Origin of the sequence: Vibrio sp. WZ-1, assembly GCF_052037695.1 — a bacterium.
In the GTDB taxonomy this organism is placed as follows: domain Bacteria; phylum Pseudomonadota; class Gammaproteobacteria; order Enterobacterales; family Vibrionaceae; genus Vibrio.
This window is the reverse complement of sequence record NZ_JBQEQR010000082.1, coordinates 39,318-57,989: the sequence shown is the minus strand read 5'-3', so window position 1 is coordinate 57,989 and position 18,672 is coordinate 39,318. Positions and strand designations below refer to the sequence as shown.

Genomic DNA, 18,672 nt, shown 5'->3' with positions numbered 1-18,672 from the left:
ACAGAGCAGATTCATAATAATTATTTGCTCCTGATGAGCCATTATCGGGAGCCTTACACAGGATTGTGACAATGGGCAAAACACTATACGAAAAAGTCTACGACGCACACGTTGCCGTCGCAGCAGAAGGGGAAAACCCAATCTTGTACATCGACCGTCACTTGGTACATGAAGTGACGTCTCCGCAGGCATTTGACGGCTTGCGTGAAAAAGGTCGTAAAGTGCGTCAGGTCAGCAAAACTTTTGCCACCATGGACCACAACGTTTCCACGACAACCAAAGACATCAATGCGTCGGGTGAGATGGCTCGTATCCAGATGGAAACGCTATCGAAAAACTGTGAAGAGTTTGGTGTTACGCTTTACGACATCAACCACAAATACCAAGGTATTGTCCACGTTATGGGCCCTGAGCTTGGTATTACCCTACCGGGCATGACTATTGTTTGTGGTGACTCGCACACTGCTACACACGGTGCGTTCGGCTCTCTCGCTTTTGGTATTGGTACATCTGAGGTTGAGCACGTATTAGCAACTCAAACGCTAAAACAAGCGCGCGCTAAAACGATGAAGATCGAAGTGAAAGGCAAAGTGGCTCCGGGCATCACGGCGAAAGACATCGTGCTAGCGATCATCGGTGAAACCACAGCTGCTGGCGGTACAGGCTACGTGGTTGAGTTCTGTGGTGAAGCGATCACCGACCTTTCAATGGAAGGCCGCATGACCGTATGTAACATGGCGATTGAGCTCGGTGCGAAAGCCGGTTTGATTGCACCAGATGAAACCACATTCGAATACATTAAAGGCCGTAAATTCTCACCTCAAGGTGCGGACTTTGATGCAGCAGTAGAATACTGGAAGACATTAAAAACTGACGATGATGCTCAGTTTGATGCGGTTGTGACGCTAAACGCAGCAGACATCAAACCACAAGTCACTTGGGGTACTAACCCAGGCCAAGTTATCGCGGTAGACCAGCCGATCCCAGCACCAGAAAGCTTTGCCGACCCAGTAGAAAAAGCATCGGCAGAAAAAGCATTGGCGTACATGGGTCTAGAAGCGGGCAAGTCATTGTCTGATTACAACGTCGATAAAGTCTTCGTTGGTTCTTGTACTAACTCACGTATCGAAGACATGCGCGCAGCCGCTGAAGTAGCGAAAGGTCGCAAAGTCGCGTCTCACGTTCAGGCGCTAATCGTTCCTGGCTCTGAGCAAGTAAAAGCGCAGGCGGAAGCGGAAGGCTTGGACATTATCTTTAAAGAAGCGGGCTTTGAGTGGCGCCTACCAGGTTGTTCAATGTGCCTAGCAATGAACAACGACCGTTTGGGTCCACATGAACGTTGTGCGTCGACTTCAAACCGTAACTTTGAAGGCCGCCAAGGTCGTGATGGCCGTACCCACCTAGTGAGCCCTGCGATGGCAGCGGCGGCAGCAATTGCTGGTCACTTTGTAGATATTCGTGAACTAGACTAAGGAGCAAACAAATGTCAGGCTTTAAACAACACACAGGCTTAGTTGTTCCTCTAGATGCAGCGAACGTTGATACTGATGCCATCATTCCAAAGCAGTTCCTACAAAAGGTCTCTCGTCTAGGTTTTGGTAAGCACCTGTTCCATGACTGGCGCTTTCTAGATGATGCTGGCGAACAGCCAAATCCTGAGTTCGTGATGAACGCTCCGCGCTACCAAGGCGCTTCTATCTTGCTAGCGCGTGAAAACTTCGGTTGTGGTTCTTCTCGTGAACACGCACCGTGGGCACTAGCGGATTACGGCATCAAAGCGATGATCGCACCTAGCTTTGCCGATATTTTTTACGGTAACTCAATCAACAACCAAATGGTGCCAGTGCGTTTGACTGAGCAAGAAGTGGATGAAATCTTCCAGTTTGTTGAGGCGAATGAAGGCGCAGAAGTCGAGGTCGATCTAGAAGCCAATGTGGTTCGTGCTAACGGCAAAGAGTACAGCTTTGAAATCGATTCGTTCCGTCGTCACTGCCTGCTAAACGGGTTGGACAACATTGGTCTAACCCTTCAACACGAAGACAAGATTGCCGAATACGAAGCGAAGATTCCAAGCTTCTTAAGCTAATTCAAATTGAAACAAATACAAGGTTGGCTTATGCCAGCCTTTTTTCTTTTATTTTCATTACCTCAGAAAGAAACTACTTCTTCTACGGGTCTACACTATCAACAAGGTTTAACCCAAAGGTCTCTCTATGAAGCGTCTGTTATTGCTATTGTGTGCTCTGGTTTCTTTCTCAACATTTGCCGCACCTAAATCGGATTTATGGCCGTATTGGAAACAATCGAATCAGGCTAATCAAACCCAAATCTCTCATCAGGAATGGCAACAACTGCTAGACAGTTACTTGGTTGAACAAGGCGAGAATACTTTGTTTCGTTATAGCCAAGTCACCTCTACCGACAAAACTAAGCTAAAACAATACATCCAGCGTTTGGCAAAACTCGACCCTCTACAATACAGCCAAGCAGAGCAATACGCCTATTGGGTGAACCTTTACAACGCCATCACGGTTGATCTGATTCTGGATAACTATCCCGTCAAATCGATAACCAAACTGGGTGGCTTGTTTAGCTTTGGGCCTTGGGGAGATGATGTGGTCGTAGTCAATGGTAAAGATCTGACTTTGAACGACATTGAGCATAGAATTTTGCGCCCGATTTGGAATGATCCAAGAACGCATTACGCCGTGAACTGTGCCAGTTTAGGTTGCCCAAATTTACAAACTCAAGCATTCACCGCCGACAACACACAAGCGCTACTCGATTTCGCAGCTAAAACGTTTATCAACAGCAACAAAGGCGTATCAATCCAAGGAAACACGGCACAACTGTCTTCCATTTATGATTGGTTTGCAGCGGACTTTGGTGGCGAGAAACAAATCTTCAACCACATCGCGAAGTACGCCCCGCAATACGAAAACTTCTCTGGCAATGTGAAATACCAATACGACTGGAACTTGAATCACGCCAACTAAACTGCGGAGATTTGAGGTCAATTAGCGTTAGGATCATGATAGGCCAAAAGCTAAAGACACCGACAACTCAAAGACTAAGACATGAAAAAAGGGCACTCTGTGCCCTTTTTTAAATCCAATACTTGATAGAAAACGTCCGACTACTTAAAGCCTTTCACTTTCTTAATTAGATCGTAAGCATTTTGAATTTCTTGCGATTTTTCTTTCGCTACGTTCATCATTTCTGGTGGTAGGCCCTTGGCCATCAATTTATCTGGATGGTGTTCATTCATCAATTTACGGTAAGCACGTTTCACCGTTTTACCATCTGCATCTGACGATACATCCAGAATTTTATAAGCGTCCGCCAATTGATCCGCTTGCGAAGCTTGTTGCCAGCCAGCGGATTGGTATTGTCCTTGCTGCTGGCCATGGAAGCCACCTTGACTTTGGAAACGGAACGCCGCTTCTTGCATGTGCAGGCGACGTTCTAATTGCTCTGAAGAGAAACCCAAGCCGCGGGCAATTTTATGCAGGACATTTCGCTCACTTGGATGGATCGAGCCGTCAGCAAAGGCTGCCGAGATTTGCAGTTCTAAGAAAAATTGCAACAAATCAAAGCGGCCACCTGAGGAGATTTTCACACGCACCAACACATCATCTAGAGGAAAGTCACTTTCTTTCCCTTCACGAAATGCATCTTGCGCTGCACGGCGCTGGTCACCGTGAAGACTCATGCGATCCATCATTGCTGACGCCAATTGAATCTCTTCTTTGGTCACCTGACCTTTGGCTTTTGCTAGATGGCCCATCACCGCAAATGCCGATTTGAAGAACTCTTCTTGTCGCTGAGCTTGGCTCGGGCCTTTACCAAAACCACCCGAAGAGAATCCAGCTTGGCTTAAGCGACGAGCTTTATCAAATTGGTGGCCAATAAAAAGACCAAACAGTAAACCGAATGGACCTCCAAGCAACAAGCCAAAAAAGGCTCCTAATATTTTGCCAAAAATATGCATTATGTGTTCTCTATCAATGAATTTTTATCGACGATGACGGTCTTATAGTGCTGGACGCGATGATTTCCTTTATGATAAGGGAATTGTTTTTATTTCGGCCAGGCCATTTCGCCTTTTATCTTTGCGACTTATTTATTTGGCAATTATGCCACAACTATATGAGCACTGAGATATGCGCCGCTATAGTTAGATTCATTTGGCTATATAGCGAAGGGATACCGACCCCAATAGCCATCGAGCAGCAGTGACATAGGACAGTTCAATTCCATGCAACATTTCTCCCGCACGTTTTTAGCGGCCTCTATCAGCACCGCTCTGTTTGTACCCACAACTCACGCTGAAACAAATATGCATGATAGTGTGCAGGAAATGCCCACCACAGATCAATGCTTGGTCCAAACCAGTGACAGTGAAGATGCACTAAATACGCCAGTTGTTGTTCAAGCGGATAGTCTCCAAGCCATTAATGGCGACAAAGCAATGTACTCTGGCAATGTAGAAGTCACCCAAGGCCACAAAAAAATTACCGCTGATAGCGTTACACTTCATCAACAAGACAATGTCGTCGTTGCTGAAGGCAATGTTACTTTCAATGATGGTCAAGTAAAGGCGAAATCCGATAAGGTCACCAACGACATAAATCGAGATACTTTCTCTCTAGAAAATACTGATTATCAGTTTCTATGTCAGCAAGGCCGTGGTACTGCCGCATACATTGCTCGTACAGGCCAATCTGTCTATGAGTTAGAAGATGGCTCAATCACTTCTTGCCCTCAAGGCGATAATTCTTGGCGCCTAGTCGCATCCGGAATAGACGTAGATCAGGATGAAGAAACTGCAACACTCCATCACCCAAGATTTGAAGTGCTCAACGTTCCCGTTTTCTACGCTCCATACTTAACACTACCAATTGGTGATACTCGTAAAACCGGCTTCTTATTTCCATCGATTTCTTATGGTTCAAGCGATGGCTTAGAACTTGAAGTTCCATTTTACTGGAATATGGCCGCTAACTACGACATGACTCTTACGACGCTGTACATGCAAGAGCGTGGCACCAAACTCGACTCAGATTTTCGTTACCTCACCGATGGTTGGGGAGCTGGCGAAATCAAAGGCGAGTACATGAATAGTGATAAGAAGTATCAAGATGAACGTCGTTGGGGTTATCAGATTAAACACGACGGCATTATTGATAAACAATGGGTTGTAAAACTAGATTACTCTCAAGTGAGTGATATTAACTATTTCCGCGACCTAGACTCAGATATTGGTAACCGTGAAGATGGCCAGTTAGTTCAAGAAGGGCAAGTCAAATACCGTTCGAACAACTGGGATATGGCTCTTACCGTTCGTGACTTCCAAATTCTACTTAAGGAAGAGAACCAACCATACCGCTTACTTCCACAAATTGATTTGAACTACTACACCCCACTCTGGGGTCAATACCTCAACTTTGATGTAAAGAGTCAAATTAGCCAATTCGATACCAGCGATACTGCAAAACCTGATGCAACACGTGTACACGTAGAGCCTGGTTTAACCGTACCACTATCTACCTCATGGGCGACTTGGACCACAGAGGCAAGAGTACTTTCGACCTACTACTCACAGAACATCGATAGCCTTACCGATGCAAACTTGAGAAACCAACTGGACGAAAGCGTATCCCGCGTTATTCCTGAGTTTCGCTCCCACGCTCGAATTTACTTAGAGCGCGATACTAGCTGGTTAACGGGGTATACTCAAAGCTTAGAGCCTCAGGTGCAATATCTGTATGTACCAGATGAAGATCAAACCAATATCTACAACTACGATACCACCTTGCTGCAAACCGACTACTACGGCTTGTTCCGCAGTCGTAAATACAGTGGCATCGATAAGATCGCATCAGCAAACCAGCTAAGCTATGGTGCAAGTACGCGCTTTTTTGATGATGAGTACAAAGAAAGACTCAACATCTCTTTTGGTCAAATTTACTACTTTGATAAAAAGACCAAGATAAGTAATAGCCCAACTGAGCCCGATAAAACCACCAATTACTCATCATGGGCAATTGAAGCGGACTTTAACTACAACGATTACCTGTTCTACCATGGTGGAGTTCAATACGATATCGACTTGAGTGCAATGCAGCTAGCCAATAGCACACTTGAGTACCAATTTAAAAATGGCTTTATTCAAGGTAACTATCGTTATGTAACACGTGATTACATTGAAGATACGATTATCCTAGAAAACTTAGATACCATTACTCGTAAGGGCATCTCTCAAGCGGGTATCGTTGCAGCTTATGACATTAATCGCAATTGGTCAGCAAGCGGGCAATACTACTATGACTTGAATGAAAGTATTGATTTAGAGTGGCTAGCAAGCCTTCGTTACCAATCTGACTGTTGGTATATTGGCTTCACGTACTCGAACCAGCTTCTAGGTTGGGATAATGCAATCATTGGTGCAAATGGCGCCTCGGCTCAATACGAAAACAACGTTAGCGTTAACTTTGGTATTCAGGGTTTTGCCACGAACCAACGTGCAGATACCGCGGCAAAAGAACTTGACGGCTCAGACAATGCGATCAAATACGGCCGACCATTCTATCTGAACAATTAATCAAATTAAGCGTCATATATATCGATGACGCTCAATTTTAACAACGGAATATTTAATGAAAATTTGGAAATCCATCTTATTCACCACCCTACTGTCTTGTGGTGTTGTAGCTGCACCTGTTGAGCTAGATAAGGTTGCCGTAATTGTAAATGATGGTGTGATACTACAAAGTGACATCAACACCGCGATGAAAACGCTCCAAGCTAATGCCAAACAAAGTGGGCAGAGCTTACCTTCAGCAAGTGTACTGAAGGAACAGGTGGTTGAAAAACTGATCATGGACACGTTACAAGAGCAAGAAGCTGAACGTATCGGTGTTCGTATTGATGACAACCGTCTAAACCAAGCGATTGCAGAAATTGCGCGTAACAACAACCAAACGATTGAACAGCTAACCACTTCAATTCAACAAGATGGCTTAAGCTACGCGGAGTTCCGTGAACAAATTCGTAAAGAAATTGCCGCATCTGAAGCTCGCAATGCATTAGTTCGCCGCAGAATTAATATTCTTCCTGCTGAAGTAGATGGTCTCGCAGAGCAACTAGCACAAGAAACCAACGCAACCGTTCAATATAAAATTGGCCATATTCAACTACGATTCTCCGATGACAAGCAAAAGTCAGAAGTTGAAGCTCAAGCAAAAGAACTGGTTAAAGAACTAGACAAAGGTGCCAACTTTGCAGAAATGGCATACGCCTACTCTAAGGGCCCTAAAGCACTGCAAGGTGGCGACTGGGGTTGGATGCGTAAAGAAGAAATGCCAACCATCTTTGCCGACCAAATCAAAATGCAGAACAAAGGCAGTATCATCGGCCCATTCCGCAGTGGCGTTGGTTTTCATATCCTGAAAATTGAAGATGTGAAAGGCCTAGAAACAGTCGCAGTAACAGAAGTAAATGCGCGCCACATTCTGATTAAACCGACCGTAATTTTAAGTGATGATGGTGCGAAAAAGCAGCTAAACGAATTCATTCGTCGTATTAAAGCTGGCGAAGCAACATTTGCTCAACTGGCGACACAGTACAGCCAAGACCCTGGCTCTGCGGCGCAAGACGGTGAACTGGGCTACCAAACTCCAGATCTTTACGTACCGGAGTTCAAACACCAAGTTGAGACATTACCAGTGGGTTCAATCAGTGAACCATTCAAAACGGTACATGGCTGGCACATTGTAGAAGTGCTAGATCGCCGTCAAGTAGACCGCACAGACTCAGCGATGAAGAACAAAGCTTACCGTATTCTATTTAATCGCAAGTTTAATGAAGAAGTAGGCGCATGGATGCAAGAGCTTCGAGCGAGTGCATTCGTTGAAATCGTGGATGACAATGATGAAAACTAATTCGATTCGCAGAATCGTCGTCACCGCAGGGGAACCTGCGGGGATCGGCCCTGATTTGGTGCTGGCTCTATCTAAAGAAGACTGGGCGCACCAAATTGTCGTTTGTGCAGACAAAAATGTATTGGCAGAAAGAGCCAATCAATTGGGCATAGACGTTCAACTGTTTGATTACAATCCAGAAGAAGCACCGAAAGCACAAAAAGCAGGCACATTAATCGTAGACCACATCGAAATTACAGAGACAGCGGTTGCTGGTCAACTTAATGAAGCCAATGGCCACTACGTACTAAAAACGTTAGAAAGAGCCGCTTTGGGCTGTATGAATGATGAATTTGATGCTATTGTCACCGGCCCTGTTCATAAGGGGGTGATTAATCGCTCTGGTGTTGCGTTCAGTGGTCATACTGAATTCTTTGCTGAGAAGTCCAATACGCCGCTAGTCGTGATGATGCTGGCAACGGAAGGACTACGAGTAGCGCTCGTCACCACGCACATTCCTTTGGCTTACGTATCAAAAGCCGTCACGGAAGAGCGATTAGAAAAAATCATCGATATTCTTCATAAAGATCTTGTAGAAAAATTTGCCATCTCGCAACCAAACATCTATGTTTGCGGGTTAAATCCACATGCGGGAGAAGATGGCTGTTTAGGTCGCGAAGAGATCGAAACCATCACTCCGACATTGGAAAAGATTCGACAAGAAAAAGGAATCAATCTGATCGGTCCTTTACCGGCAGATACCATTTTCAATGAAAAGTATTTAAACGATGCTGATGCTGTTTTAGGTATGTACCACGATCAGGTGTTGCCTGTATTAAAATACAAAGGCTTTGGTCGTTCAGTAAACATTACGCTTGGTCTACCATTTATTAGAACCTCGGTGGATCACGGTACTGCATTAGAACTGGCAGGGACAGGTCAAGCGGATACAGGGAGCTTCCGAACAGCGCTCACGCATGCGATAGAATTGGTAGAGAAGAAACAATGAGAAATGATGTCCATTTAGGACACAAAGCGCGTAAACGTTTTGGTCAAAACTTCCTGAACGACCCATACATTATTGATGGTATCGTATCAGCAATTAACCCAAGACCAGGTCAGAACCTTGTTGAGATCGGCCCGGGCCTTGGTGCAATTACTGAACCTGTAGGTCGTGAAGTCGACAAGTTCACGGTTATCGAACTAGACCGAGATCTAGCTGAACGTCTACGCAACCACCCAGAATTAGCTGACAAGCTTACGATTCATGAAGGTGACGCGATGCGCTTTGACTTCACGCAATTAGTGAAGCCAAATAACAAGCTACGTATCTTCGGTAACTTGCCATACAACATCTCTACACCATTGATGTTCCATCTATTTGAATTCCATAAAGACATTCAAGACATGCACTTTATGCTTCAAAAAGAAGTGGTAAACCGTTTAGCAGCAGGCCCTGGTAGCAAAGCTTACGGCCGTCTAACGGTAATGGCTCAGTACTACTGTAAAGTGGTACCGGTACTAGAAGTACCGCCAACGGCATTTGTTCCGCCACCAAAAGTAGATTCAGCAGTAGTTCGCCTAGTTCCTTACGAAGTACTTCCACACCCTGCAAAAGATTTGCGTTTGTTGGAGCGTGTATGTCGCGAAGGCTTTAACCAACGCCGTAAGACTGTACGTAACTGCTACAAATCACTATTGAGCACAGAAGTATTGGAAGAGTTGGGCGTAAACCCAAGTATGCGTCCAGAAAACCTGACGCTACAACAGTTTGTCGCCATGGCGAACTGGCTTGCGGATAACCCGCAGCACCAATAACTCAAACGATGAGCCAAACCCTTCGCGGTTTGGCTTATTATTATTGAGATAGTCGTTTTTCGAGGAGTGCACATGGACGTCATTCAACCTTGCATCAAGATTCAAGTTCATACCAAATACATTGAAGAACAGTCCAATCCAGAGCTACAACGCTACGTTTTTGCTTACATCATCACAATAAAGAACCTTAGCCAGCAAACCGTGCAATTGATCAGTCGTCGCTGGTTGATTACAGACTCCAATGGCAAGCAGATGACGGTAGAAGGTGAAGGCGTTGTCGGTCAACAACCTTTCATTGCCGGTAGTGACGAATACACCTACAGCAGTGGTACCGCACTTGAAACCCCCGTTGGTGTCATGCAAGGGCACTACATACTTCTGGATGAAAAAGGACAGGAATTTATCACCGAAATTGATCCATTCCGCTTGGCTGTTCCAAATGTTTTAAATTAATCAGGAGAGTCAGTGGCTACCTATATTGTTGGTGATATCCAAGGCTGTTTCGATGAGCTGCTACAGCTGTTAGAACAGGTCAACTTCTCAGCAAATCACGACCAACTTTGGTTGGCAGGCGATCTTGTCGCCCGCGGACCTAAGTCATTAGAAACTCTGCGTTTTGTTAAATCTCTTGGCGACAGCGCTAAAGTCGTGCTCGGCAATCATGACCTGCACCTTATGGCAGTGTCTCAGGGGCTGAAAAAAGTCAAAGATAAAGACAAAACCGCACCTATCTTCTCTGCTCCAGACAAAAACGAGCTACTGGCTTGGCTCGCTCAGCAACCACTACTGGCAGAGCACGATGAGTTTGTCATGTGCCATGCGGGTATCTCTCCGCTATGGGATTTACAAACGGCTCGAGAGTGCGCACGTGAAGTAGAGAATATCATCCAGAGTCAGCAACTATTCTGGCTGCTAGAAAACATGTATAGCAACCAGCCTGATCTTTGGGATGATAATCTATCGGGATTAGATCGTTATCGCTATACCATTAATGCATTCACGCGTATGCGTTTTTGCTTTCCTGATGGTCGCCTAGATATGGATTGTAAATTGCCACCGCAAGAAGTGTCTGAAGATGAACTGGTGCCGTGGTTTCAACTGCCACAGCGAGTGCCATTAGAAAAAACCGTACTGTTTGGTCACTGGGCTGCACTGCAAGGTCATATCGATGAGCACATTATTGGTCTTGATACTGGCTGTGTATGGGGAGGTTTATTAACCATGATTCGCTGGGAAGACAAACAAGTTTTCACTCAACAAGCACTCAGTTAACGGCCCTCGATTACCGGACTAGAAAACAAAAAAGCACCGCATTGACGGTGCTTCTCTTATTCTTCAAGCTTACTTTTCTAGAATGGTAAACCGCATGTTATAAGCGTTTTTCTCATCCGCTTGATACGCTTCAGAGTAAATTTCTTTAAACTCACTCCCCCAATCTGGGAACTGAGTATCGCCCTCAATTTCGGCTTCAATATGCGTGATATACAGTTTGTTAGCCATGGGTAAACAAGCAGAATAAATCGCCCCGCCACCAATGATCATTACCTCTTCAATATCACCAGCAACATCAAGCGCTTGCTCAATCGAGGTTACTGTCGTTACTCCCTCAATTGAGAGTGAAGCATCACGACTAATAACAATGTTCAAACGACCAGGTAAAGGACGCCCGATTGACTCGTAGGTCTTACGTCCCATCACAACAGGTTTACCCATGGTACAGCGCTTAAACCATGCAAAATCTGCCGGAAGGTGCCAAGGCATTTGGTTATCTTTGCCGATGATTCGGTTGTCTGCCATCGCGGCAATCATGCTGATGATCATATTGGTTCCTTATACTATGGGTCTACGTCGATAGAATAGCAGCCCCGGAACCGCCAAGCCAACCGCTAAGCCTGCAATAATAAACATCGCTTTAAGAAAGTTTTCCATGCACGTCGCAATAAGTTCTGGAGAGTAACCCAAGTGGTTTATCTCTACCATGGCAATCATGGCTTTATAAGCGAATACACCCGGAACCATAGGGATTAAGGCAGCAACAGTGAATACTTTCGGGTGAGCAAGAAAACGATGTGACCAATGAACACCAATCATGCCAACCAGAGTCGCGGCAAAAAAAGTAGCCCACTCAATCGGTAAGCCAAAATGCATCATCAAATATCGACTGCCATGACCAATAGCACCACCTACTGCACAATAGATCAAAGCTCTCTGAGGTACATTGAACACCATAGCAAAGCCAACCGCAGGAATGGCAGCGAAGAACATATCATTTAAAAGCCCGAAAGCCAGTTCAAACACACTCATTAGCTCATCCACCCCCAAATACCCGTCACTTCCATTGCCGCAACAATACCAAGACAAGTCGCTAAAGTAAGAAGGCTTGCCATAGTGAATCGAGCGATACCCATATTGATATGACCTTTCAGCATATCTGCTACTGAGTTAATGAGTGGAAAACCAGGAACCAGCATCAATACTGATGACGCCATAGCAACGGTAGGCAAATTTCCGATATCAAAGATAACCGCTTGCGCAGAAACAAGAGTGGTAACAAAAGCTGTTGCAGCAAAGTTGAGCAAGGGATTAAAGTGACGGTGGCCAATTTCCTGACGTACTGTCATACCAACGGCTGAAGCGATAAAGGTCATCACGAATACTCCCAAATCACCTCCTGCAAGATGACTAAAAGCAGCGCACGATAGGCCAATCATAAATACTACTAACCATCGGTTATAACGCTCAGGGCTGATATGATTGAGTTTTTTTTGCGCCATATTGAAATCCAGCAACCCACGCTCCATCAAGATACAAATGCGCTGAATTTGGGTAATCACACGCATATTGATGCCGCGATCGGCACAACTTCGTGCGGTGGTAATACAGTGGTCTTCCATAACAGTGGTCACAACAAGCGCGTTAGCAGAGAGTGCTACAGCGACTTCAGATACTCCACATGCAAGACCAATACGACGCATTATGTCACTAACTAAAGTGCTTTCTGCACCATGAGCTAATAACATCTGTCCAGACTGAGCGACTAACCTAGATATCGCTCTCTGCTTTGATGACATAGAGACTTCCTAATTCCTTTTATAAAAGCATGCAGACGCAAAGACTATCGTCCACTAAATATGTGATTAAGCACAATTTGGTATTGTGCCGTAAATCAAATCGGCTAAACATGATTTAGATACAAAAAAAGCCGCAATACACATTGCGGCTTAATAAAATAGCTAGCGATTAGTCGCGGACGTAAACAACGTGGCCGTCGTCTTCTTCATCGTCCCAGTCATCCCAATCGTCGTCGTCATCTTCAGTGATCACGTCTTTACCAGCGATAGCGTCTTTATGGTAATCATCCCACATGAAGTTAACTTTATCTTCTTCAGCCACTTCTTCCTCTTCACGAGGTAGGTTTTCCATGAAGTCTGCCAACTTGTAGCAAAGCTCTTTGGTACCGTTACGGTTGATCGCTGAGATCTTAAAGAACTCATCTTCCCAACCAAGCGCATCTAAGATCTCTTGGATCTTTTCGTTCGCTTCTTCTTCCGGCATAAGATCAGTCTTGTTGAAAACTAACCAACGAGGTTTGCCAGCAAGTTTCTCGCTGTATTGCTCTAACTCATCAATGATAGTTAGGGCATTTTGAATTGGATCTGACTGATCGATAGGCATGATATCAATCATGTGCAGCAACACTCGGCAACGCTCTAAGTGCTTCAAGAAGCGAATACCAAGACCAGCACCGTCCGCAGCACCTTCGATTAGACCTGGAATATCTGCTACAACAAAGCTCTTCTCAGGAACCACACTCACTACACCCAAGCTTGGGATCAAGGTAGTAAATGGATAATCTGCTACTTTTGGTTTCGCTGCCGATACTGCGCGGATAAAGGTTGATTTACCTGCGTTAGGTAGACCAAGCATACCAACGTCAGCCAATAGCAATAGCTCTAAACGGATTTCACGGATTTCACCTTTAGTACCCAGCGTTCTCTGACGAGGAGCGCGGTTTACTGAAGATTTAAAACGCGTGTTGCCAAGACCGTGCCAGCCGCCTTTAGCGACCATCACTTTCTTACCGTGTTCTGCTACTTCTGCAACGATTTCGTTAGTGTGGATATCAACTGCGCGAGTACCTACTGGTACGCGAAGTGTGATGTCTTTACCACGTTTACCAGTACAGTTACCGCCGCGACCGTTTTCACCGCGTTCTGCTTCGTAAAAGCGTTGGAAACGGTAATCGATCAGGGTATTTAGGTTTTCATCGGCTTGGATGTATACATCACCACCATCACCACCGTCGCCACCATCTGGGCCACCTTTAGTGATGAATTTTTCACGCCAGAAACTTACAACGCCGCTACCGCCGTCACCAGCCTGAACTTTTACTACCGCTTCATCTACGAACTTCATCTTTTACTCCGACTACTTCGTGCGTGGATTAAATCTGACTTGTCATCAAACAATTTTAGCAGATGACAGATCTAAGCTCCCAGATACCTACCGTTCGGGGTCAGGACGAGAAACTTCGATATGTCGACTGCTACAAATAAAAAACCCCGCCGAATCGGCAGGGCTTTTGAATTCAGCTTTAAAGCTTTGGTAATTAACCTAAAAGGTAAATTACTCAGCTTCGATGCTTACAAACTTACGGTTCTTAGGACCTTTAACCTCGAACTTCACTTTACCTTCAGTAAGAGCGAATAGAGTGTGGTCTTTACCGATACCTACGTTGTTACCAGCGTGGAACTTAGTACCACGTTGACGAACGATGATGTTACCTGCAAGAACAGATTCACCACCGAAACGCTTAACACCTAGACGTTTGCTTTCTGAATCGCGGCCGTTACGAGTAGAACCACCAGCTTTTTTGTGTGCCATTGTTAAACTCTCCTAATAGATTAAGCGTTGATACCAGTGATCTTCACTTCAGTGAACCACTGACGGTGACCCTGTTGCTTACGAGAGTGCTTACGACGACGGAACTTAACGATTTTAACTTTATCGCCACGACCGTGTTGTACAACTTCAGCAACAACTTTGCCGCCCTCTACAAGAGGAGCACCAACTTTGATGTCTTCGCCGTTAGCAACAAGAAGAACTTTATCAAATTCTACAGTTGCACCAGTTTCAACGTCTAATTTCTCTAAACGAAGAGTTTGACCTTCGCTTACACGGTGTTGTTTACCACCAGATTGGAAAACAGCGTACATATTTTACTCCGCTTTTTCCGCACAGCCTTTTCATGAGGGTGTGCGCTAAACTAATCATCAATAGGGCGCAGATTCTACAGAAGATATGCCCCTATGACAAGCCATATTTTGAAAAAATTGGCGAAAAGCTAATCGCCAAAGAAAAGTGCGGCAATCATGCCCTTTAGTAATGTATTAATCAACGTTTTTTAGTGTATTATTCGACAATTATATAAATCGAATAAGCCTTGCAGGGTCTAACTTCAGCCGGATATACGATGGATTTTAAAACTATCCAAGCGCTTACTGCCGATGACATGGCAAAAGTGAATGAAACAATTCAAGCTCAACTAAATTCTGATGTCTCTTTAATCAACCAGCTCGGTTTCTATATCGTGAGTGGTGGAGGTAAACGCCTAAGACCGCTTCTGGCGATATTGTCAGCACGCGCTCTTGGTTACCAAGGTAGCGGTCATACCATGGCAGCGGCATTTATCGAGTTCATCCACACTGCGACTCTGTTACACGATGATGTCGTAGACGAATCAGACATGCGCCGTGGTAAAGCAACAGCAAACGCTGCCTTTGGTAATGCGGCTAGCGTATTAGTTGGGGACTTTATTTACACTCGCTCATTCCAAATGATGACTGAACTAGGATCAATGAAGATCCTTAAACTAATGAGTGATGCTGTTAATGTGATCGCAGAAGGTGAGGTTCAGCAGTTGATGAACTGTAATGATCCTGACACTACTGAAGAAAGCTACATGCAGGTTATCTACTCAAAAACTGCACGTCTGTTTGAATCAGCAACGCAAATTGGTGCGATTCTTAACGATGCACCTGAAGAAGTAGAGATCGCATTCCAGAATTACGGTAAATACTTGGGTACCGCATTCCAACTGATCGACGACGTGATGGATTACACGTCTGACGGTGAGGATATGGGTAAGAATGTTGGTGATGATTTGGCTGAAGGTAAACCAACACTTCCTTTACTTCATGCCATGCGCAATACGACCCCTGAGAATGCTCAAATGATTCGTGAAGCAATAGAAAAAGCCAACGGTATGGATCATTTAGATGATATTCTAGCCGTAATGAAAGCAGCAGGCTCACTAGAGTACACGACTCAGAAAGCGCTGGATGAGGCGGATAAAGCTATTGCTGAGCTCGTAATCCTGCCCGAGTCTGAATATAAGCAAGCACTCATTACACTAGCCCATATGGCAGTGAAACGTACTAGCTAATAAAGTAGACCCAAATATAAAAAGGAAGAGCAGAGCTCTTCCTTTTTGTTATCTGTTGTCTTTAACATTGGGCGTGCCCTAGAACTAATAGTACTGGTCACTACTACCATGGAGTTGGGGGTTATCTTCGATCTCATCAAAGCTCACAGCTAATTGCTCTTCAGAGCCTTGCTTGGCCAACAGTACCGTTTCTGCTTCCTGATCAACCACCAAAATGGTCCCCACTCCCTGCTGGCACTCTACTACCATACCTTTACGGATTCGACTCGCTTCCATCATCTTCTCCTTCACAACACTGTTTGGTCCTGACTCTGATACGTAAGCCAATAAAAAAAGATCAAAAAAGCCGATCATGGGATCGGCTTTCTTCTTTATATGGCTTTCTCTATATAGAGGAGCGCTTATTTCGCAAATTCAACACCAATGTTGATATCGCCATTTAGTGTTTCTAGCATGCCATCAAGTGCTGATTTTTCGTAGTCACTTAGAGCACCGTAGCTTAGCACTTCTTCGACACCATCTTTACCTAGCTTCACAGGTTGTGCAAAGTAAGGAGCGTGCTCACTACCACCTTCTACGTATGCACACTCAACTACGCCTTCTTCGCCTTGAAGTGCACGTACAAGCGCTAGACCAAAACGACACGCGGCTTGACCCATCGATAGAGTCGCACTACCACCACCCGCTTTCGCTTCTACAACTTCTGTACCTGCGTTCTGGATACGCTTAGTCAGTGCTTCTACTTCTTCAGCGGTAAACTCAACGCCTTCAACTTGAGATAGTAGAGGAAGAATCGTTACGCCAGAGTGGCCACCAATAACAGGAACGCGAATGTCACCTGGATCTTTATCTTTTAGCTCAGCCACAAACGTTTCTGAACGGATAACGTCTAGCGTTGTTACACCAAATAACTTGCGCTTATCGTAAACGCCTGCTTTTTTCAGAACTTCAGCAGCGATTGGCACTGTCGTGTTCACTGGGTTAGTAATGATCCCTACGCATGCTTTTGGACATACAACCGCAATTTTCTCAGCTAGGGATTTAACAATGCCAGCATTAACATTAAATAGATCCGCGCGATCCATACCAGGCTTACGAGCTACACCTGCTGAGATAAGTACTACATCTGCACCTTCAAGTGCAGGTGTTGGATCCTCACCAGCATAACCTTTGATAGAAACTGGAGTTGGGATGTGGCTAAGATCTGCTGCCACACCAGGAGTTACTGGAGCAATATCGTATAGGGCTAAATCAGAACCTGCAGGAAGGCGGTTCTTAAGTAGAAGGGCCAGAGCTTGACCGATGCCACCAGCGGCACCAATAACGGCTACTTTCATGTAGTTCTCCTTGAGGGTATTTCTCTTATAAACGTATTCGTAGGGTATTTTGTAACCAGCTAAAATAAAGCTATCGGAATCACAACTTGATTACAATCAATTAACGTCAGCTTTGCGACCTCGCGCAACTCACTGTTATCGTGCTACAAATGGGGCGTCGATTATTCTGTTATTCGACTGAAATGACAAGAAATTCAATGTCATTTTTCACCTAGTTTTTTGAGAAATACGAAACACTATTCTCTTAAGTGTTTACAGTGATGGAATTAACATATTAGCTGGAGCTTTTGGCTTTAGATGAATATCTATGCGAAAATATGCACATTGCTGATACTTAGATGAAGAGAATCAAAAACACTATGCGCAATTCAGAAAAACAAGACAATTTAGTTCGCGCTTTTAAAGCATTATTAAAAGAAGAAAGCTTTGGTTCACAAGGTGAGATTGTTGATGCACTAAAACAGCAAGGTTTCGAAAGTATTAACCAATCTAAAGTCTCTCGCATGCTAACCAAGTTTGGTGCGGTTCGTACACGTAATGCGAAAATGGAGATGGTTTACTGTCTTCCTGCTGAGCTAGGCGTCCCAACAGTAAGTAGCTCTCTGCGTGAATTGGTGTTAGACATCGACCACAACGCCGCTTTAGTTGTTATCCATACTGGTCCAGGCGCAGCTCAACTTATCGCTCGTCTACTTGACTCACTTGGTAAATCCGAGGGCATCTTAGGTGTGGTTGCTGGTGATGACACCATTTTTATCACACCAACAATGGCAGTAACGACGGAACAGTTGTTCCAATCCGTATGTGAGTTATTCGAATACGCTGGTTAATGCTAACTACTTATGGGCTATGAAAATAGTTGAATTTTTGTAGCCCATAATTTATGTAAAATGTTTGCTAATTAGGCTGATTTTTACCCACAAAAAACGTGACATACATCACGCTATTAATTATTTTCACCAACCCCATCAGAAAACACTTAAGTAGCTGTAATAAAAGAACTATTACTCTCTATTTTCTTTTACTACCATGACTACCCATTAGATTTTTTCGCTATAAGTTTTAACAATCGGATAATTTTCTGCCAAATTTTTGTTATTATTCGCTCGCTTTTTCAAACATTAGGATTGAAAAAGATGCCGTTTCCAGA

At 44.6% G+C, this 18,672-nt stretch carries 20 protein-coding genes; 11 read left to right on the top strand and 9 right to left on the bottom strand.

Features of this window, described 5'->3' with window-relative positions; all coding sequences use genetic code 11:
• Positions 1-71: 71 nt before the first annotated feature.
• From leuC to ACTS60_RS19800, 3 genes are all read left to right on the top strand, one after another.
• A complete protein-coding gene (gene leuC, locus ACTS60_RS19810) occupies positions 72-1,472 on the top strand; it encodes a 3-isopropylmalate dehydratase large subunit (RefSeq protein WP_440889656.1) in 1,401 nt (466 codons plus the stop codon).
• 11 nt (positions 1,473-1,483) lie between these two features.
• The gene (leuD, locus tag ACTS60_RS19805) at positions 1,484-2,086 is read left to right on the top strand and encodes a 3-isopropylmalate dehydratase small subunit (RefSeq protein WP_440889655.1); all 603 of its coding nucleotides are present in this window, start codon (positions 1,484-1,486) and stop codon (positions 2,084-2,086) included.
• 127 nt (positions 2,087-2,213) lie between these two features.
• Positions 2,214-2,996: a DUF547 domain-containing protein gene (locus ACTS60_RS19800; RefSeq protein ID WP_440889654.1), complete on the top strand. Its 783-nt coding sequence runs from the start codon at positions 2,214-2,216 to the stop codon at positions 2,994-2,996.
• A gap of 140 nt (positions 2,997-3,136) precedes the next feature.
• Here the strand turns inward: ACTS60_RS19800 and djlA are convergent, their stop codons facing one another.
• Positions 3,137-3,991: a co-chaperone DjlA gene (djlA, locus tag ACTS60_RS19795; protein ID WP_440889653.1), complete on the bottom strand. Its 855-nt coding sequence runs from the start codon at positions 3,989-3,991 to the stop codon at positions 3,137-3,139.
• A gap of 267 nt (positions 3,992-4,258) precedes the next feature.
• Between djlA and lptD the strand changes: the two genes are divergently transcribed.
• From lptD to apaH, 6 genes are all read left to right on the top strand, one after another.
• Positions 4,259-6,604, top strand: coding sequence for an LPS assembly protein LptD (gene lptD, locus ACTS60_RS19790; protein ID WP_440889652.1), 2,346 nt, complete (start codon positions 4,259-4,261; stop codon positions 6,602-6,604).
• 55 nt (positions 6,605-6,659) lie between these two features.
• Positions 6,660-7,943 carry a peptidylprolyl isomerase SurA gene (surA, locus tag ACTS60_RS19785; RefSeq protein ID WP_440889651.1) on the top strand — a complete coding sequence of 428 codons (1,284 nt, stop codon included), beginning with the start codon at positions 6,660-6,662 and terminating at the stop codon, positions 7,941-7,943.
• Positions 7,933-8,931 carry a 4-hydroxythreonine-4-phosphate dehydrogenase PdxA gene (pdxA, locus tag ACTS60_RS19780; protein ID WP_440889650.1) on the top strand — a complete coding sequence of 333 codons (999 nt, stop codon included), beginning with the start codon at positions 7,933-7,935 and terminating at the stop codon, positions 8,929-8,931. The genes surA and pdxA overlap by 11 nt, the downstream gene beginning before the upstream one ends.
• Positions 8,928-9,740 carry a 16S rRNA (adenine(1518)-N(6)/adenine(1519)-N(6))-dimethyltransferase RsmA gene (gene rsmA / locus ACTS60_RS19775; protein WP_010445616.1) on the top strand — a complete coding sequence of 271 codons (813 nt, stop codon included), beginning with the start codon at positions 8,928-8,930 and terminating at the stop codon, positions 9,738-9,740. The genes pdxA and rsmA overlap by 4 nt, the downstream gene beginning before the upstream one ends.
• Before the next feature lie 72 nt (positions 9,741-9,812).
• Positions 9,813-10,193, top strand: a complete 381-nt coding sequence (gene apaG / locus ACTS60_RS19770; protein ID WP_440889649.1) for a Co2+/Mg2+ efflux protein ApaG — start codon at positions 9,813-9,815, stop codon at positions 10,191-10,193.
• Between the two features lie 12 nt (positions 10,194-10,205).
• Positions 10,206-11,012, top strand: coding sequence for a bis(5'-nucleosyl)-tetraphosphatase (symmetrical) ApaH (apaH, locus tag ACTS60_RS19765; protein ID WP_440889648.1), 807 nt, complete (start codon positions 10,206-10,208; stop codon positions 11,010-11,012).
• A 69-nt stretch (positions 11,013-11,081) separates the two neighbouring features.
• Here apaH and folA read toward each other — a convergent pair whose 3' ends face one another.
• The 6 genes from folA to rplU all read right to left on the bottom strand — a co-directional run bounded on the left by folA (position 11,082) and on the right by rplU (position 14,956).
• Complete coding sequence (gene folA / locus ACTS60_RS19760) at positions 11,082-11,561, bottom strand: type 3 dihydrofolate reductase (RefSeq protein WP_440889647.1); 480 nt, start codon at positions 11,559-11,561, stop codon at positions 11,082-11,084.
• 9 nt (positions 11,562-11,570) lie between these two features.
• Positions 11,571-12,044 (bottom strand): threonine/serine exporter family protein, encoded by a 474-nt coding sequence (locus ACTS60_RS19755; protein ID WP_440889646.1) that lies wholly within the window; start codon positions 12,042-12,044, stop codon positions 11,571-11,573.
• Positions 12,044-12,811: a threonine/serine exporter family protein gene (locus ACTS60_RS19750; RefSeq protein WP_440889645.1), complete on the bottom strand. Its 768-nt coding sequence runs from the start codon at positions 12,809-12,811 to the stop codon at positions 12,044-12,046. Before ACTS60_RS19750 ends, ACTS60_RS19755 begins: the two co-directional genes overlap by 1 nt.
• Before the next feature lie 169 nt (positions 12,812-12,980).
• The gene (cgtA, locus tag ACTS60_RS19745; protein WP_440889644.1) at positions 12,981-14,156 is read right to left on the bottom strand and encodes an Obg family GTPase CgtA; all 1,176 of its coding nucleotides are present in this window, start codon (positions 14,154-14,156) and stop codon (positions 12,981-12,983) included.
• Positions 14,157-14,366: 210 nt separating this feature from the next.
• Positions 14,367-14,624, bottom strand: coding sequence for a 50S ribosomal protein L27 (rpmA, locus tag ACTS60_RS19740; protein WP_005383095.1), 258 nt, complete (start codon positions 14,622-14,624; stop codon positions 14,367-14,369).
• Positions 14,625-14,644: 20 nt separating this feature from the next.
• A complete protein-coding gene (gene rplU / locus ACTS60_RS19735) occupies positions 14,645-14,956 on the bottom strand; it encodes a 50S ribosomal protein L21 (protein ID WP_000271393.1) in 312 nt (103 codons plus the stop codon).
• Between the two features lie 257 nt (positions 14,957-15,213).
• On the opposite strand from rplU, the gene ispB reads away from it, so the two are divergent.
• Complete coding sequence (gene ispB, locus ACTS60_RS19730; RefSeq protein ID WP_440889643.1) at positions 15,214-16,185, top strand: octaprenyl diphosphate synthase; 972 nt, start codon at positions 15,214-15,216, stop codon at positions 16,183-16,185.
• Between the two features lie 84 nt (positions 16,186-16,269).
• On the opposite strand, the gene ACTS60_RS19725 is transcribed toward ispB, so the two are convergent.
• Positions 16,270-16,461, bottom strand: a complete 192-nt coding sequence (locus ACTS60_RS19725) for a hypothetical protein (protein WP_010445455.1) — start codon at positions 16,459-16,461, stop codon at positions 16,270-16,272.
• 125 nt (positions 16,462-16,586) lie between these two features.
• Positions 16,587-17,522, bottom strand: coding sequence for a malate dehydrogenase (gene mdh / locus ACTS60_RS19720; RefSeq protein WP_440889642.1), 936 nt, complete (start codon positions 17,520-17,522; stop codon positions 16,587-16,589).
• Positions 17,523-17,881: 359 nt separating this feature from the next.
• Here mdh and argR point away from each other — a divergent pair, with 359 nt between their 5' ends.
• On the top strand, positions 17,882-18,352 hold the full coding sequence (gene argR / locus ACTS60_RS19715) for a transcriptional regulator ArgR (protein ID WP_010445450.1): 471 nt from the start codon (positions 17,882-17,884) through the stop codon (positions 18,350-18,352).
• The last annotated feature ends 320 nt before the right edge of the window (positions 18,353-18,672 follow it).

Coding starts and splice junctions, on each gene's coding strand:
- leuC (WP_440889656.1), top strand. CDS start 72: ATGGGCAAAACACTATACGAAAAAGTCTACGACGCACACGTTGCCGTC.
- leuD (WP_440889655.1), top strand. CDS start 1,484: ATGTCAGGCTTTAAACAACACACAGGCTTAGTTGTTCCTCTAGATGCA.
- ACTS60_RS19800 (WP_440889654.1), top strand. CDS start 2,214: ATGAAGCGTCTGTTATTGCTATTGTGTGCTCTGGTTTCTTTCTCAACA.
- djlA (WP_440889653.1), bottom strand. CDS start 3,991: ATGCATATTTTTGGCAAAATATTAGGAGCCTTTTTTGGCTTGTTGCTT.
- lptD (WP_440889652.1), top strand. CDS start 4,259: ATGCAACATTTCTCCCGCACGTTTTTAGCGGCCTCTATCAGCACCGCT.
- surA (WP_440889651.1), top strand. CDS start 6,660: ATGAAAATTTGGAAATCCATCTTATTCACCACCCTACTGTCTTGTGGT.
- pdxA (WP_440889650.1), top strand. CDS start 7,933: ATGAAAACTAATTCGATTCGCAGAATCGTCGTCACCGCAGGGGAACCT.
- rsmA (WP_010445616.1), top strand. CDS start 8,928: ATGAGAAATGATGTCCATTTAGGACACAAAGCGCGTAAACGTTTTGGT.
- apaG (WP_440889649.1), top strand. CDS start 9,813: ATGGACGTCATTCAACCTTGCATCAAGATTCAAGTTCATACCAAATAC.
- folA (WP_440889647.1), bottom strand. CDS start 11,561: ATGATCATCAGCATGATTGCCGCGATGGCAGACAACCGAATCATCGGC.
- ACTS60_RS19755 (WP_440889646.1), bottom strand. CDS start 12,044: ATGAGTGTGTTTGAACTGGCTTTCGGGCTTTTAAATGATATGTTCTTC.
- ACTS60_RS19750 (WP_440889645.1), bottom strand. CDS start 12,811: ATGTCATCAAAGCAGAGAGCGATATCTAGGTTAGTCGCTCAGTCTGGA.
- cgtA (WP_440889644.1), bottom strand. CDS start 14,156: ATGAAGTTCGTAGATGAAGCGGTAGTAAAAGTTCAGGCTGGTGACGGC.
- rpmA (WP_005383095.1), bottom strand. CDS start 14,624: ATGGCACACAAAAAAGCTGGTGGTTCTACTCGTAACGGCCGCGATTCA.
- rplU (WP_000271393.1), bottom strand. CDS start 14,956: ATGTACGCTGTTTTCCAATCTGGTGGTAAACAACACCGTGTAAGCGAA.
- ispB (WP_440889643.1), top strand. CDS start 15,214: ATGGATTTTAAAACTATCCAAGCGCTTACTGCCGATGACATGGCAAAA.
- ACTS60_RS19725 (WP_010445455.1), bottom strand. CDS start 16,461: ATGGAAGCGAGTCGAATCCGTAAAGGTATGGTAGTAGAGTGCCAGCAG.
- mdh (WP_440889642.1), bottom strand. CDS start 17,522: ATGAAAGTAGCCGTTATTGGTGCCGCTGGTGGCATCGGTCAAGCTCTG.
- argR (WP_010445450.1), top strand. CDS start 17,882: ATGCGCAATTCAGAAAAACAAGACAATTTAGTTCGCGCTTTTAAAGCA.